Annotated in this window: 14 protein-coding genes; 8 read left to right on the forward strand and 6 right to left on the reverse strand. The window is 37.9% G+C overall.

Annotated features, from left to right (window positions below; translation table 11 throughout):
* Positions 1-3 precede the first annotated feature (3 nt).
* Complete coding sequence (locus AC4IF5_RS19170; RefSeq protein WP_490737366.1) at positions 4-1,161, forward strand: pyridoxal phosphate-dependent aminotransferase; 1,158 nt, start codon at positions 4-6, stop codon at positions 1,159-1,161.
* 163 nt (positions 1,162-1,324) lie between these two features.
* Positions 1,325-3,766, forward strand: a complete 2,442-nt coding sequence (locus AC4IF5_RS19175) for a TonB-dependent receptor plug domain-containing protein (RefSeq protein WP_490737367.1) — start codon at positions 1,325-1,327, stop codon at positions 3,764-3,766.
* Between the two features lie 151 nt (positions 3,767-3,917).
* Here the strand turns inward: AC4IF5_RS19175 and AC4IF5_RS19180 are convergent, their stop codons facing one another.
* Positions 3,918-5,135: a PQQ-dependent sugar dehydrogenase gene (locus AC4IF5_RS19180; RefSeq protein ID WP_490737369.1), complete on the reverse strand. Its 1,218-nt coding sequence runs from the start codon at positions 5,133-5,135 to the stop codon at positions 3,918-3,920.
* A 263-nt stretch (positions 5,136-5,398) separates the two neighbouring features.
* Between AC4IF5_RS19180 and uvrB the strand changes: the two genes are divergently transcribed.
* The gene (uvrB, locus tag AC4IF5_RS19185; RefSeq protein ID WP_490737371.1) at positions 5,399-7,390 is read left to right on the forward strand and encodes an excinuclease ABC subunit UvrB; all 1,992 of its coding nucleotides are present in this window, start codon (positions 5,399-5,401) and stop codon (positions 7,388-7,390) included.
* 76 nt (positions 7,391-7,466) lie between these two features.
* Here the strand turns inward: uvrB and AC4IF5_RS19190 are convergent, their stop codons facing one another.
* From AC4IF5_RS19190 to AC4IF5_RS19205, 4 genes are all read right to left on the reverse strand, one after another.
* On the reverse strand, positions 7,467-7,697 hold the full coding sequence (locus AC4IF5_RS19190; RefSeq protein WP_490737391.1) for a DUF3820 family protein: 231 nt from the start codon (positions 7,695-7,697) through the stop codon (positions 7,467-7,469).
* Positions 7,698-7,719: 22 nt separating this feature from the next.
* A complete protein-coding gene (locus AC4IF5_RS19195; protein WP_490737373.1) occupies positions 7,720-8,796 on the reverse strand; it encodes an AI-2E family transporter in 1,077 nt (358 codons plus the stop codon).
* 15 nt (positions 8,797-8,811) lie between these two features.
* A complete protein-coding gene (locus tag AC4IF5_RS19200; RefSeq protein WP_490737375.1) occupies positions 8,812-9,531 on the reverse strand; it encodes a beta-carotene 15,15'-monooxygenase in 720 nt (239 codons plus the stop codon).
* A gap of 72 nt (positions 9,532-9,603) precedes the next feature.
* Positions 9,604-10,326, reverse strand: a complete 723-nt coding sequence (locus AC4IF5_RS19205) for a hypothetical protein (RefSeq protein WP_490737377.1) — start codon at positions 10,324-10,326, stop codon at positions 9,604-9,606.
* Positions 10,327-10,373: 47 nt separating this feature from the next.
* Between AC4IF5_RS19205 and AC4IF5_RS19210 the strand changes: the two genes are divergently transcribed.
* Both AC4IF5_RS19210 and AC4IF5_RS19215 read left to right on the forward strand, forming a co-directional pair.
* The gene (locus AC4IF5_RS19210) at positions 10,374-11,351 is read left to right on the forward strand and encodes an aminodeoxychorismate synthase component I (RefSeq protein ID WP_490737379.1); all 978 of its coding nucleotides are present in this window, start codon (positions 10,374-10,376) and stop codon (positions 11,349-11,351) included.
* A complete protein-coding gene (locus AC4IF5_RS19215; RefSeq protein ID WP_490737381.1) occupies positions 11,335-11,961 on the forward strand; it encodes an aminotransferase class IV in 627 nt (208 codons plus the stop codon). Before AC4IF5_RS19210 ends, AC4IF5_RS19215 begins: the two co-directional genes overlap by 17 nt.
* Here AC4IF5_RS19215 and menD read toward each other — a convergent pair.
* Positions 11,958-13,634 carry a 2-succinyl-5-enolpyruvyl-6-hydroxy-3-cyclohexene-1-carboxylic-acid synthase gene (gene menD, locus AC4IF5_RS19220; RefSeq protein ID WP_490737382.1) on the reverse strand — a complete coding sequence of 559 codons (1,677 nt, stop codon included), beginning with the start codon at positions 13,632-13,634 and terminating at the stop codon, positions 11,958-11,960. The genes AC4IF5_RS19215 and menD overlap by 4 nt on opposite strands.
* An 84-nt stretch (positions 13,635-13,718) precedes the next feature.
* Here menD and AC4IF5_RS19225 point away from each other — a divergent pair, with 84 nt between their 5' ends.
* The 3 genes from AC4IF5_RS19225 to AC4IF5_RS19235 all read left to right on the forward strand — a co-directional run.
* Entirely contained in the window at positions 13,719-14,669 is a 951-nt protein-coding gene (locus tag AC4IF5_RS19225) for an isopenicillin N synthase family dioxygenase (RefSeq protein WP_490737384.1), read from the forward strand.
* A gap of 244 nt (positions 14,670-14,913) precedes the next feature.
* Positions 14,914-15,078, forward strand: coding sequence for a bacteriocin-like protein (locus AC4IF5_RS19230; protein WP_490737385.1), 165 nt, complete (start codon positions 14,914-14,916; stop codon positions 15,076-15,078).
* 362 nt (positions 15,079-15,440) lie between these two features.
* On the forward strand, positions 15,441-15,626 hold a 186-nt coding region (locus AC4IF5_RS19235; RefSeq protein WP_490737387.1), incomplete at its 3' end, for a hypothetical protein.

Here is a 15,626-nt window from a genome sequence, read left to right on the forward strand (position 1 = left end):
AAAATGTTTACCAATAACGATATCAACTTTGAAGCATTAAAAAGAAAAGCCTATAACGGAAGATGGGCTACCCTGGAAGACGGGATTATTCCTTTGACCGCAGCAGATCCTGATTTCAGGACCGCTCCGGAAATAGAACAGGGGATCATTGAGTATATTAAAGACGGGTACCTGAGCTATGGCCCGTTTTCAGGGCTTCCCGAATTTAAGAAAAGTGTGGCAGAGCATTTTAATAAAGAAAAGCATGGCAATTTTTCTCCGGAAAGCATACTTGCAGTCAACAGTGCTGCCCAGGGCATGTTTTTGATCGCATCTTATGTATTGAACCCGGGTGATGAAGCAATTATTCTGGATCCTGTAGACTTTTTATTTAAAAAATCGGTAGAAACCGCTGGCGGAAAAGTGGTATTATGCCCCGTTGATACTACCACCGGAAACATTGATCTTGAAAAAATGATTTCATTAATCAATTCCAGAACCAAACTTATCAGCATATGTAATCCTCATAACCCGCTAGGGAAGGTTTATTCTGAGGAAACCTTAAAAAAAATCTCAGAGATTGCTTCCGCTCATGATCTGTGGGTAATGAGTGATGAGATCTGGAGCGATATTGTTTATGATAACAAAGATTTCCACACTTATTCTTCTGTTTCTGAAGAGGCCGGGAGAAAAAGCTTTACCGTATATGGATTTTCCAAATCATTTGGGATCGCAGGACTGAGAATTGGAGCGGTCCTCTGCAATGACCAGGAAGTTATTGAGGATTTTACAGAAAAATCAAACTTCAATTCTACGATAGAGGGTGTTTCTACTTTATCACAGATTGCAGGAAGTGTAGCATTGGAAAAAGCAATACCATGGCATAAAGAATTTTTACATCATTTACAAGGCAACCGGGATCTTGCCTATAAGCTGTTGAGTCATTCTGAAGTTCTACAGCCCAATCTTCCGGAAGCCACTTTTGTCCTGTTTCCGAAAATTAAGAACGGAATGTCCAGTGATGAATTTACCCGACATGTTCTGCAACAGGGGAAAGTTGCCGTTGTTCCGGGCTCAGAAAGATGGTTTGGAAAAGGCGCAGAAGGACATATCAGAATCTGTTTTTCCACTTCACAGGAAATTCTAGAAGAAGGAATCAGCAGAATCATTTCAAGCTTTTAATGTTAAAATTTTTCATCAAATTAAATAAATTAATTGTTATTTTTTACAACATTTACAGAAAACATTATACAATTAACACATCATTAACAAATATTCAATTTTAATATTGATTTAAAAATAAATATTAATAATTTTGATCAAATCATCACCCAAAATTATTAATATGAAGATAAAATACATCAGCATCATTTTTCTTGGCGCTTCTACCCTATCCTATGCCCAACAGGTAAAAGACACCCTTATAAAAGAGTCGAAAATAGACGAGGTAGCTATTACCGGAAGCCGTAATAAAAAGAGAACTGTTACCAACACTCCCGTACCTATCGACATCATCGATATAAAGCAGGTAAGCCAATCTACGGGTCAGGTAGAAGTCAATCAGCTGCTACAGTTTTCTGCGCCATCCTTCAATTCCAACAAACAGTCAGGATCAGACGGAGCTGATGCAGTAGATCCGGCAACTTTAAGAGGTTTAGGCCCGGATCAGACTTTGCTTTTGCTCAATGGAAAAAGATACCACCAATCTTCACTGATCAACCTTTTCGGAACTAAAGGAAGAGGAAATACCGGTTATGATATGAATACCATTCCTATTGGGGCTATAAAAAGAGTGGAAGTGCTCCGTGACGGGGCTTCAGCCCAATATGGATCAGACGCAATAGCCGGGGTGATCAATATTATTCTTAATGACCGCAACCAGGGTTTTGAAGGAAATGCATTCTATGGAATGAACCTTTTTAAAAGCCCGGGCAGCAATGATATTGTATCTGACCGTAAAATAGATGGAAACACTTTTGATTTTAGTGGAAACCTGGGGACCAAGATAGGAAACAATGGAGGATTCGGAAACTTTACTGCTGAATTTGTGAATAAGGATTATGCGATCAGAAATGCCAATCCAGACATTTATAACGATCCTTCACCTGCTCCCAGACAACGCTTCGGAGATGCAAAAGCCCAGAATGTTTATTTTTTCGGAAATATTGAACTTCCCTTATCTGACGGACTGAAGTTCTACTCCCGTCAGGGGTTTTCTCACAGAAATACAAAAGCTTATGCCTGGACAAGAACCGCCGATGCGGATGGAAATATTCCGGAAGTCTACCCGACAGGATTCAACCCGATACAAGATACCAGTATTAGTGATTTCACCTTTGATAATGGTTTAAAATTTAAAGTTGCTGATTGGGAAATTGATTTTTATAATGCTTTTGGAAATAACAGATTTACTTATGATATCACCAATACAATCAATGCAACTTTAGGACAGAAGTCTCCAACAAGCTTCGATGCCGGAGGACATTCATTACTGCAGAATACAACGGGGTTTAATGCAACAAAACAGTTCAAAGTGCTGGAAGGGCTGAATATTGCTTTCGGATCAGAATTCCGCTATGAAAAATTCAATATCATCAAAGGAGAGGAAGCGTCTTATGCCATGTATGATATTAATGGAAATATTGTAACACGTGATACACCTGAAAATCTGCTAGTAATCAACCCTCTAAGCGGAGACGTAAGGCCTGGAGGCTCACAGGGATTCCCGGGATATTCCACCGACATTGGGAAAAGCAGAAATAATTTTGCAGCCTATATCGATACTGAGCTGGATGTTACAAAAAACTGGATGGTTAGCGTAGCCGGAAGGTTTGAGAACTATAATGATTTTGGTAGTACCCTGAATGGTAAATTCGCGACACGATATGCCATTACACCACAATTTGCCTTCCGGGGATCAGTTTCCACCGGTTTCAGAGCTCCTTCCCTGGCTCAGAAATATTATGGTCAGCAGTTTACTAATTTTCAGGGAGGGAAGCTGGTGACGATCCAGCTAGCCTCAAATGACAGTGACCTGGCAAACAGGGTCGGCATCTCTCAGCTGAAGCAGGAAACATCAGTGAACGGAAGTGCTGGGTTTACCTTTAACACAGGTAAGTTTACCGCAACAGTAGACGGATATTATATCAGCGTAAAAAACAGGATCGTTCTTACCGGAAACTTTTCAAGAGACGATCTGCCAGCAGATGTTCAGACAGATTATCCCTATATCGACCAGGTACAATTTTTTTCGAATGCTATAGATACCCGTACAAAAGGGGTTGACATCATATTAAGTTACAATGAAAGCATAGGATCAGGTAAACTAACTGCCACTTTAGCCGGAAATTATAACGATATGGAGATCACCAATGTCAACACTTCGGAAAGACTGAAAGGAAAAGAAGATATTTATCTGAGCCCCAGAGAAAGAGGGTTCATTCTGGCTTCCGCTCCAAAAACAAAAATCAACCTAAATCTTAATTATAAGATCAATAAGTTCAATGCCAATCTCCAGCTTGTAAGATTTGACAAAGTAACCCTGATCGGATATGATGATGCAGAACAGGTCTACAATCCCAAAGTGACCACCGATCTTTCTTTTGGATATGAGTTTTCAAAGAATATCAACCTGACATTAGGCAGTAAAAATCTTTTCAACAGATATCCTACGCTACAGACGACTCAGGTAACCACCGGAAATACAGAATCAGGAGGAATTTTTGATCCGGTACAGATGGGATTTGCCGGAAGACAGGTATTTGCCAGAATGAATTTCAAATTTTAGATAGTGTGAAGACTGAAATTTGGGCATGAAGTATTATTGGTTGATTTATATGTGATGATTTAATACTAATAATTTAAAACTTTCAGAACCTCATTTTTTCAGCTACCACCCCCTTACAAAAAGCTCCTGAAAATTTTCAGGAGCTTTTTTATCATTTCTTTGAAATTCTGTAAAGTTTACCGCTGTCGGTTACGGCATACAGGTTTCCGTCCATTCCGTTCAGCACATCCCGGAAACGCTCTTTCTGATCTTCGAGAAGACGTTCTTCTCCTACCACTTTATTATCTTTCATCACAATCCTGGCTATATGCTCACCGCTCAGGCATCCGATAAAGAGATTCCCTTTCCATTCCTCTATATTTCCGGTATAAAAAGTGATCCCACTGGGAGAGATTACCGGATCCCAATAATAGACAGGCTGTTCGGTACCTTCTTTCTGTGTAATTCCTTTCCCTACTTTATCTCCCGAATATTCAATACCATAAGTGACATCACCCCAACCATAGTTTTTCCCGGGCTGAATAAGATTGATCTCATCACCTCCTCTTGGTCCCATCTCAACATCCCAGAGATTTCCTTGTGGGTCTATGGCCAGGCCCTGAGGGTTGCGGATACCATATGCATAAATTTCAGGTTTATAGCCCTGCTTTCCTATGAATGGATTTCCGGGAGCAGGCATTCCATCTTTTGTAATTTTGATTATTTTACCTAAATAATTATCTGTTTTCTGGGCATAGACCCTGGTCACCTTATCTGATCTTTCCCCGGTACTTACAAACAAATTTCCTTCTTTATCAAAAACCAACCGGCTTCCGTAATGCTTATCTCCATCATAAGAAGGTTCTGCACGGAAAATCACCTTTACATCAGAGATATTTTTAAGATCAGCAGACAATTTTCCTTTAGCTACTGAAGTAAGATTTCCTTTTCCAAAAGGCTCAGAAAAACTGAAATAAATGATATTATTGCCTGTAAAATCAGGATCAAGAGCTACATCCAGCATCCCGCCCTGCCCTTTTGAGTCAACTTTCGGAAATCCTTCCACTTTGGAGATCTGCTTGCCATCCTTTGAAACAACATTCATATAGCCTTTTTTATCTGTAATAAGAAATCTTCCATCCGGTAAATTGATAATTCCCCAAGGCCTTCCCAGATCTTTATTCAGGATGTCTACCTGATATGCTGCCGTTGTTTTTACTGCCTTAGTTCTTGTCTGTCCTTTGAATGCAGGCTTGTATTCAGAATTTGGCTTTTCGGTCTCTACACTGCCGTCATTTCCGGTTTGCTGTGCATTTACAGGATTTTTTTTACATGAGGATAAAGTAAGAAAAACACTTAGAACAGGAACATAAAATTGATTGATTTTCATAACGTTATGATTAGGTGATACAAAAATGAATGGAAAAATAATGCCATAAAAAGTTCTGACAGGAAGATAAAAGGGATTTTAAATCCCATACCAGTTCCAAAGCCAGCCGATGAAACAATTCAGTACATGACTTTTAGTAGCACAAAAAATAACAACATACAAATTCTGCATACCGGTTAAAATTTTAACATCAAAATATTCATCTTCAAAACATTATCCTGCCAATAATTTCTTTCGTATTTTTGTTGTATACATTCTTTTCTATGGATTTTAAGCTTCAATCAGAATATAAACCCACCGGAGATCAGCCTCAGGCAATTGACAAACTTACTGCAGGAATAGAGATCGGTGAGAAATACCAGACCCTTCTCGGGGTAACAGGTTCGGGAAAAACCTTTACTGTGGCCAATGTTGTACAAAATGTTCAACGTCCAACCTTGGTTCTGGCCCATAATAAAACTCTTGCTGCACAGCTTTTTATGGAGTTTAAAGAATTTTTTCCGGAGAATGCTGTAGAATACTTTGTCAGCTACTATGATTATTACCAGCCGGAAGCTTATATCGCAACGACCGGAACCTATATTGAAAAAGACCTGAGCATCAATGAAGAAGTAGAAAAACTACGTCTTTCCGCAACGGCAAGTCTTCTTTCAGGAAGAAGAGATGTTCTCATTGTGGCTTCTGTTTCCTGTATTTACGGTATCGGAAATCCCACAGAGTTTCACAAGTCATTAATTTCCATCGCAATTGGTGAAAAAGTGACAAGAACCGCGCTGCTCCACTCATTGGTTAACGCTTTATATGCCAGAACATTAAACGAATTCCAAAGGGGGACATTCCGTGTCAAGGGAGATGTCATCGACGTCTTCCCCGCCTATGCTGATAATGCGATCAGAATTCAGTTCTTTGGAGATGAGATTGAGAAGATCCAAAGCTTTGATCCCGTAACAGGAAATGTAGATTCCAATTTTGAGCAGATCCAGATCTATCCAGCCAATCTTTTTGTAACGTCGAAAGAAACCTTAAATGGCGCAATAAAGGAAATTCAGGATGACATGGTGAAACAGGTAGATTTCTTCAGTTCCATTGGAAAGCCCCTGGAAGCCAAAAGACTTCAGGAGAGAACTGAGCTGGACCTTGAAATGATCAAAGAACTGGGATATTGTTCAGGAATTGAGAATTATTCAAGATATCTGGACGGAAGACTGCCGGGAACCAGGCCTTTCTGCCTGATCGATTATTTCCCTAAAGATTTTTTAATGGTCATCGATGAAAGCCATGTAACTGTTCCACAAGTCCATGCCATGTACGGTGGTGACCGAAGCAGAAAGGAATCCTTAGTGGAATATGGGTTCAGGCTTCCTGCCGCGATGGATAACAGACCTTTAAAGTTTGAAGAATTTGAGGCCATACAGAATCAGGTGATTTATGTCTCAGCAACTCCTGCAGATTATGAGCTGGAAAAGACAGGCGGAGCTTATATTGAGCAGATCATCCGTCCTACAGGACTTCTCGATCCAATTATAGAGGTAAGGCCTACATTAAATCAGATTGATGATCTCATGGAAGAAATCCAGAAAAGAGCGGATGTCGATGAAAGAGTTCTGGTAACCACCCTAACCAAGAAAATGGCTGAGGAACTTACCAAATACTTTACAAAATTCGGAATCAGAACAAGATATATTCACTCTGATGTTGAAACTCTGGAGCGAATTCAGATCATGCAGGATCTTCGTTTGGGACTTTTTGATGTTCTGATCGGGGTAAATTTATTAAGAGAAGGACTTGATTTACCAGAAGTTTCCCTGGTAGCTATTCTGGATGCGGATAAAGAAGGAATGCTAAGAAGCAGAAGATCAATGATACAGACTGTTGGCCGTGCCGCGAGAAATGTGAACGGTAAGGCCATCATGTACGCTGATAAGATAACCAAATCAATGCAGGCCACGTTGGATGAAACAGAATACCGTCGGGAGAAACAGATGCAGTATAACGAAGAGCACGGACTGAAACCACAGGCTTTAAATAAAAAGATTTCCGAAAGTCTTGTAGGAAGGAGCAAAGACTTCCCGGATGAAAAATACACCCAAAAGGAAATCCTTCAAAAAGTTGCAGAAACAAAAGCCAGCTATGCCAGTGAAGATATAGAAAAAATGATCGGACAGAAGCAGAAAGAAATGGAAGCAGCTGCCAAAAATCTCGACTTTATAAAAGCTGCCAAGCTGAGAGATGAAATAGCCGCTTTGAAGGCTTAATTCATTTTATGAGAATAGAAAAAGTTCCGGCGGCATCTTCGATGCCGCCGGAACTTTATAAGAATAGTATATTTTGTTACCTTCCATTTCTCACAGCTGCTCTGATTGGAGTCAGCAAATCCATCAGACCATTCAATTTGATCTCATAGACAGTGGAAAGCTGCATTCCCAACTTTCCTTTGGGCATTCCACCATTCCGGAGAAACCATTCCAGATAGCTTACCGGCAGATCAGCCAGAATTGTGCCTTCGTACTTTCCGAAAGGCATTGTAACGATACAGATCTCTTTTAATATTTCCGGATTGATTCCTTCCACAATTTTTCTATAATTAAATTAATTTTCCTCCTTTTCCACTCTGATTGGGTAATTCCAGGTCAGGCGGTATATCTTCATCCGAGAATTCATTCCTATACACCTGAATCAGAAGAAGGGTAAGAGAGATCAGGATCGGCCCGAAAATAAGCCCCATAAACCCAAAAAGGTTCATTCCCATGATAATCCCAAACACAGTATTCAACGGATGTATATTCTCCAGCTTTTTCAGAAGGGTAAAACGAAGCAGGTTATCTGTAAGTCCTACCACCACTACGCAATAAATGGCTAAGCCGATTCCCTGGGCCGTATTTCCTTCAGCAATCATAAAGATACATACCGGAACGTATATTATAGCGGTTCCCACTACTGGAATAACCGAAGCAGCAGCTGTCAGAGCAAAAAGCAGAATGGCTCCCGGAGCACCGAATATGAGATATCCGATAAGAGCTACAATTCCCTGACCTATCGCCACAACCGGAATTCCTATGGCATTGGCCATGATCAGCTTTCTCATTTTATCTCCGATCAAAGAGACATTGGATCTTTTTAACGGAGCGGAAGAAGTCAGGATCTTTTCAAACAACCTTGGTCTTTCCAGCATAAAATAAAGAATAAAATACATGGACATTATCACAGTAAGGGTATTAAATGTTCCACTGAGTGCCGAGGTTGAAAACTTACCCACAGTGTCTTTCAGCTTAGTCATATTCTCCTTACTCAGAATATCGAATCCTGTTTTGGAATAGATGTAAGAGTGTATTTTATCTAAGAAAACGTTGAACTTTGCCATATAGGCCTGAGCATTTCCAAGCTTATCAATGATAAGATCGGCAATAAAATAGATCGGCAAAATCAGGACGATAAGACTCGCAAACATCAGTGCAAATGCAGCAAGTGATGGTTTCCATTTCTTTTCTTCCTGCAGATAGAAGTTATACTTTCTGCACACCACATAAATGGTAATGGCTCCTAAAACCGACGGAATGAATAGTGCAAGATTAAAACAGATCAACCCTGTCAGCACCAAAATAATGGCCAGCAAAGAAATTTGCTTGATCGCAACACTGCTTATCTGTTTTTCTTTGTTCATGTTCTTTTATTTTTATTATTTACTGTACATTATTTGTCTTGGTTTTCCTAAGAAAGCACAGTAAGTAGAATACATTACAACCATAATAAACGGTGCGGTCAAAATAACGCCTATACCACAAAGAACTATCCCTGCTACAGATATAAGCATGCCTAAAATGCCTGTTAATAAGAATGTACCATAGTTTTCTTTTGCAATATTGAAAGATTTCCCCAAAGCATCAGTCGCTGAAGCATTTTCAAACAGAAGAATAGGATATCCTATCAAAAGTAAAGGATAAACAAAAATCAGTGGGAAAAAGCACAGCGCTGCAGCCAAAGCGGAAATGATCCCCGAAAGGAAGCTGTACAGCAAAATATTAACAAAGTTCTGGCGGTATCCTATAAAAAGATCAGAAAATTCAATCGGATTCTTGGTATTGAATTTATTGACCATATAAATCAATCCTACATACAAAGGAGACAGCAACAATCCGAAAAGACTGGAGAATGTCATATACAGCGGAAGCCCCGGAGTATCCCAGTAATTATATCCACCGGATAAATCTTCCATCATTGACTTAGAATTAAACCCGGTAAGCAATTGTATAGCATATCCTCCCAGCATATAGATGATCATTGCTACTACTGCATAACCAAAGACCCCTTTATACATTTCGAAGGCATGAGAAATAATTGATCCGGCTTCCCTGTTCGGGACAGAGCCCTGCTGATCAAATTCGTTAAATTCAGACATAGTTTAAATATTTAATGATTTTACCAAAATTAACTTTTTTTGATAAAAAAACACATTAAACCTTACTTAAATTTAGCCCTTTTCTGAAAAAACTGTTTTATACAATGAATAGATCATGGCATTCCAGAACGGAAATGTGAAAAGACCTCCTATTAAAAACAAAGTGAAGCCCAGATATTTAAACAGAACAGCTACCATGACACATACCATGATTTCAACGAAATACATCCTTAATGCTTTAAAATTCAGAGAAATAGCTTCTAAAATTCTTTTATTGGTAAAAAACATGAGTGGTGCGACAAATATTGTCATAGCGACCCAGATGACTGCCAGCAATAGAGTAGGCACTGTGAATCTGTAAATAAAGAACCAGAAAAGGTAATATCCCAGATATTTAAAAAAATTAAGCCCGTTATATCCTACAAACAGATCTCCTAATTCTATTTTTTCATGAAGATCAAGTTTTCTGAAGATCTGAAACATTCCAAGATTCAGTGGATACAGAAATGCTGTGGTTCCCCAGATCGCAAGGGTAAACATCTGATAATTTTCAGTGGCACTCAATTCCGCAATTTTTTCCATATAGGTTTTTATTCCTTCCTGAAGAGCTTCAGTCAATAGCTGGTTCTGCTCCCATATTCCGTATTTGGAACCAAAGAAAAACAGTGACGTAAGGAATATTCCAAAAAAGATCATTGAAAACATCAGCTGAAAAACCAGTGTTTTATTCCAATAAAAAAAGGCCTGCTTCAATATAAAATCTATTCCCGGTTTCTGAGGATATTTACTCTGCATCATAAAAATTTTATGCAAAAGTAAACATCAATAAGTATTTTTGCCGAATGTTTTCAGTGAATCATCAAAAATTTATGGAAATGGATGAACTTTCTCTTCAGAAGGTTCCCTATTTTTTTGTTATCGACTTTCTTTCTGAGAATGTTGAAATCTATAGAGAAAATGAAATTGAAAAATCAGGCTTAATTATTGATTTTCAATATTTTTCAAACACAAAAAACAAACATGAATTAAATAAAAAATTAGAGTGGAAATCCTATCCGGAAACGTTGGAAAGCTTTAAAACCGGTTTTGAAAAAGTTCAGAAAAATATTCGTCTGGGAAATTCCTATTTGGTAAATTATACCAGAAAAACGAAAATAGAGACGAATTTAAGCCTTAAAGAAATTTTTTATCACTCAAATGCGAAATACAAAGTTTTTTATAAAGATTTTTTTGTATTTTTTTCTCCTGAAACTTTTGTGAAGATCATTGATGGTAAAATTCTGACCTATCCTATGAAAGGTACTATCGATGCCTCTCTTGAAAATGCGGCAGAAATACTGAAGAACGATAAAAAGGAAAAAGCTGAACATTACACTGTAGTGGATCTGCTTCGGAATGATCTGAGCATGGTAGCTGATGATGTGAAGGTTGATAAGTTTCAGCATATTGATTTCATCAAAACCCAGCAAAAGGATTTGTATGCCATGAGTTCTGAAATTTCAGGAATATTGAAACCTGAATTTGATGGAAAACTGGGAAGCATTATGCAAAAACTGCTTCCTGCAGGTTCTATCTTGGGAGCTCCAAAGCCCAAAACATTGGAGATCATACTGGATGCAGAAGGATATGAAAGAGGATACTATACAGGTGTTTGTGGCTGGTTTGACGGTAAAAATGTCGATAGCTGTGTAATGATACGCTTTATTGAAAAAGAAGGTGATCAACTTTATTTCAAAAGCGGAGGCGGTATAACGCACATGAGTAAATTAGAAGACGAGTATCAGGAAATGAAAAACAAAATTTATGTCCCAATTCATTGAAAGCATTAAAGTGGAAGATCAGGAGATCTTTCTATTGGATCTACATCAGAAACGTGTCAATCAAACATTTGCCCATTTTGGAAAAGAGGGCTCTATTGATCTGGCCAAGATCTACAAAAATCTGCAGCATGATGAAGACGGACTTTTCAAGCTAAGAATTTCTTATGATCTTGATAAAAAGGTCCGTACACAAATGATTCCTTATGCTATCCCTGAAATACACAGCTTTCAATTGGTAGAAAACAACAGCTTTGACTATTCTTTCAAGTTTGAAGACCGGAAAGAGCTGGAAAAGATGAAGATGAAGTCCAAAGCCGAAGAAATCATCATTGTTAAGAATAATCACATTACCGATACCTCTTTTTCCAATCTTTTATTTTTAAAAGGTAAAGATTGGTTTACTCCAACCTCTTACCTTCTTAATGGGGTACAGAGGCAAAACCTCTTAAAGCATAAAAAGATCAAGGAAACTGAAATTACGCTACAGAACATAAAGCAATTCACCCATTTCCAGCTCATTAATGCTTTAAATGATTTTGACGATATGTTTATTTATCCTATTGACAGGATAGTGAATCTCCCGGGGAATGAAGAATATCTTGACCTTTAGTTTTCTTTCATAAAATTGAAGTAAGCTTTCTGAACATCTGCGCTGTTCTTTCCATACGTATTGACTTCCAGAATTTTAGGCTGTGAATCCGGCTTGAAGAAATTCTCCAGCACTCTGTCTAATGTCAGCTCATCTTCTACCTTGATATAAGAGAACCCAAAGTGTTTGGCAAGATGCTCTGCATTCTTACGGTGCTTTGTAGCGATAAATTCATCCAGCGTGTTCGGATTGGCATTTCCAGGCCCCGGAATGATCTTAAAAATATTTCCTTCTCCGTTATTAAAGATCATAATCCTTACAAACGGAGGAATATATTGGTTCCAAAGGCCATTAATATCATAAAAGAAACTTAAATCTCCGGTAATCAGCAGGGTAGGATTGGCATTTTTGATAGCAAAGCCCATTGCAGTTGATGTTGAACCATCAATTCCACTGGTACCTCTGTTACAGTACATTCTTCTTTTACCAAAATCGAACAGCTGTGCATATCTGATCCCTGAAGAATTACTGAAATGAATATTATAATTTTCAGGAACTGTCTGTGAAGCTTTATTGAAAAAGTAAAAATCAGAAAACTCAACGGTATTTAAAAACTGTTCGTGTCTGGCATCCTTTTTATCCCTTAAAACATCCCAAAGATTGTAATAAGGTCTGGGCTCCAGATTGATATGTTTCAATAGCTTTGAAAAGAATACCTCAGGCTTCACCTCAATTTTTTCTGTCAGCGAGAAATAGGTATCAGGCTGCCAGATCTCATCTAAATGCCAGTGTTGCTTTGGCCTTGCGCTTCTCAGAAACTGTTTTACTTTTTTGGAAACTACATTTTGCCCCACAGTGATCAGGAGATCCGGAGCATATTTTTTATAATCTTCTTCCGTAAAATTAAAGATATAGCGGTCTATATGCCTGAAAAACTTCTCATGGTATAAATTAGAATTAGCTTCGCTCAGCACCACTACAGAGTGGTTTTTTACCAGCTGTGTCAACTGGTTCTCCAATTCCGGACTATAATCTCTCGTTCCTACCAGCAGCATGATTCTTTGAGATGTATGCCATTCTGCAATCAGATTGGCAGGAATTTCATAGTCTTTACTCTTGATAGTCTTCTCAACGGTTGGAAACTTAGGAAGCTCTGAAACCAACTCATACAGCGGCTCTTCTAATGGGATATTGATATGCACCGGACCTTGCTTTTCAAAGCAAAGCTCGATTGCCTTTTTTATCGTATCAAAATTAATATCTTCTGCATTCTCCTTGCTGTCTTCCAAAAGCTGAAAATCACCATAAGAATGCTGATGAAAAACATCCTTCTGCCTGATCGTCTGCCCATCAAAAATATCAACAAAATCCGTAGGCCTGTCCGCTGTCAGCACCAGAAGTGGAATATTCTGGTAAAATGCTTCCGCAATGGCAGGATAATAATTGACAACTGCTGAACCACTCGTGCAGGTAATCGCTACAGGTTTTTTCTCACTTTTAGCCATTCCCATTGCTACGAAAGCAGCACTTCTTTCGTCTACAATACTGTAACAATTAAAACTGTCTATTTCTGAAAAATGAATTGCCAAAGGAGCATTTCTTGATCCAGGAGAAATGACTACGTCTGCAATTCCGTACTGCTGAAGAAGATGTGCAAGTATTTGGATACTTCTCTTAGAAGAATATTTTTTCATACGGCAAATTTAACTTATAAATAATGATTTTAAAATCATTTAATTTAAAAAAAATGTAATTTTGCTATTCGTAAATTTCTAAAAATGGATAAAATACCTAGTGTAGACCTGCGTGATTTCCTTTCGGACAACCCGGAACGCAAACAGAAATTTGTAAATGAAATCGGAAAAGCTTATGAAGAAATTGGTTTTGTAGCCTTAAAAGGCCACTTTCTTGATGACAACCTAGTAGATGAATTATATGGAGAGGTAAAGAACTTTTTTGACCAGCCAGTGGAAACGAAACGAAAGTATGAGATTCCGGGTATTGGCGGCCAGAGAGGGTATGTAGGATTCGGTAAAGAAACTGCAAAAGGTTTCAAAAAAGGAGACTTAAAGGAATTTTGGCACTTTGGACAGTATCTGTCTGATGATTCAAAATACAAAGCTGAGTATCCTGACAATGTAATCGTTGAAGAGCTTCCAAAATTCAACGAAGTAGGTAAAGAAGCATTCCAGATGCTTGAAAAAACAGGGCAATATGTGCTAAGAGCTTTAGCCCTTCACCTTGGTTTAGATGAGTTTTATTTTGACGATAAGATTGCAGAAGGAAACTCTATCTTAAGACCCATTCACTATCCGCCAATCACAGAAGAGCCGGATGATGCGGTAAGAGCAGCAGCACACGGAGATATTAACCTTATTACCCTTCTGATGGGGGCTCAAGGTAAAGGTCTTCAGGTTCAGAACCACAACGGAGACTGGATTGATGCTATTGCAGAGCCTGACGAATTGATGATCAATGTTGGAGATATGCTTTCAAGACACACCAACAACAAATTAAAATCTACCATTCACAGAGTGGTAAACCCACCAAGGGAATTATGGAGTACTTCAAGATACTCAATTCCTTTCTTCATGCACCCAATCAGCTCAATGTCTTTAAATGCACTTGAAAACTGTGTGGATGAAAACAATCCAAAATTGTATGAAGATACAACTGCAGGAGAATTCTTACATGAAAGACTAATTGAATTAGGCTTGATTAAGAAATAATAGTATAATAGTCAATAATTAATCTATTTTTAAACGTTATCATTATGGTAACCTTAAGATTAATTATTGACTATTTTTTTACCTATTTATTGTTCATTTTTCTATCGAACTAAAACAGAAATATTCATTTCATTCATATTCAGTTTATCTTTTCTATTTTATTAGATTTAATGAAATTTATTGTGTTTAATTAAATTTTTTTTAATTAATTTTACTTTACTATCAAATTTATAATTAAATCAATATGAAAAATCTAAAAAAACTAAGAAAAGACCAATTGAAAGGAATTTCCGGAGCTGGGATTCGCCTTCCTGAACCAGAGTTCTGTATGTATTACTGCAATGGCACTGTCATCTGCGCAGCATGCAGTGATGATTTCAAATGTCCTGACACAAGCAATGATATGTAATACTCAATATCAAAATGTAAAAAGAGAACCGCTTCCATGGAAGCGGTTCTCTTTTTCTATCTATCAGCTTGATAAAATTTAAATCTTCGCTTTTATTCTCCTTTTAAAAGATTAAAGCTCTTATGCGTCATCAACACTATTTACAAGTACTTCCATATTACTTTAAATAAGCCGCAAATATCTCATTACTCGTATCACAAAACTACTAACTATAGCCTAATACAAAATACCAGATTTTTGAACTTAAAACAAAGCCAGGATCATTATATAGATTTTCATGATCATTTTATCCCGTAGAAACTTTAATACAATAGTAAGCATTAAATATTGGATGACAACTATGCATTAAAACAGAAACAAAAATGATAATCAATAATAACAGCAGACAATATCGTTCAGGATTACCTGTTACAAATTGTATATTGTCTTATAGATATGTATCCAGCAAAAAAAAGTCTCATACATTGCTGTATGAGACTTTTAAAAATAAAATAAAAACTGGCGGCGGCCTACTCTCCCGCGTTAGCAGTACCATCGGCGCTGGTGGG

Source organism: Chryseobacterium sp. UF-290 (assembly GCF_058245615.1).

What these genes read in the sequence shown, in the direction of transcription:
- AC4IF5_RS19200 (WP_490737375.1), bottom strand. Translation starts at nt 9,531, where the DNA reads ATGTCTGAATTTAACGAATTTGATCAGCAGGGCTCTGTCCCGAACAGG.
- AC4IF5_RS19215 (WP_490737381.1), top strand. Translation starts at nt 11,335, where the DNA reads ATGTCCCAATTCATTGAAAGCATTAAAGTGGAAGATCAGGAGATCTTT.
- AC4IF5_RS19180 (WP_490737369.1), bottom strand. Translation starts at nt 5,135, where the DNA reads ATGAAAATCAATCAATTTTATGTTCCTGTTCTAAGTGTTTTTCTTACT.
- AC4IF5_RS19175 (WP_490737367.1), top strand. Translation starts at nt 1,325, where the DNA reads ATGAAGATAAAATACATCAGCATCATTTTTCTTGGCGCTTCTACCCTA.
- AC4IF5_RS19210 (WP_490737379.1), top strand. Translation starts at nt 10,374, where the DNA reads ATGTTTTCAGTGAATCATCAAAAATTTATGGAAATGGATGAACTTTCT.
- AC4IF5_RS19195 (WP_490737373.1), bottom strand. Translation starts at nt 8,796, where the DNA reads ATGAACAAAGAAAAACAGATAAGCAGTGTTGCGATCAAGCAAATTTCT.
- AC4IF5_RS19230 (WP_490737385.1), top strand. Translation starts at nt 14,914, where the DNA reads ATGAAAAATCTAAAAAAACTAAGAAAAGACCAATTGAAAGGAATTTCC.
- AC4IF5_RS19170 (WP_490737366.1), top strand. Translation starts at nt 4, where the DNA reads ATGTTTACCAATAACGATATCAACTTTGAAGCATTAAAAAGAAAAGCC.
- AC4IF5_RS19205 (WP_490737377.1), bottom strand. Translation starts at nt 10,326, where the DNA reads ATGCAGAGTAAATATCCTCAGAAACCGGGAATAGATTTTATATTGAAG.
- AC4IF5_RS19225 (WP_490737384.1), top strand. Translation starts at nt 13,719, where the DNA reads ATGGATAAAATACCTAGTGTAGACCTGCGTGATTTCCTTTCGGACAAC.
- uvrB (WP_490737371.1), top strand. Translation starts at nt 5,399, where the DNA reads ATGGATTTTAAGCTTCAATCAGAATATAAACCCACCGGAGATCAGCCT.
- menD (WP_490737382.1), bottom strand. Translation starts at nt 13,634, where the DNA reads ATGAAAAAATATTCTTCTAAGAGAAGTATCCAAATACTTGCACATCTT.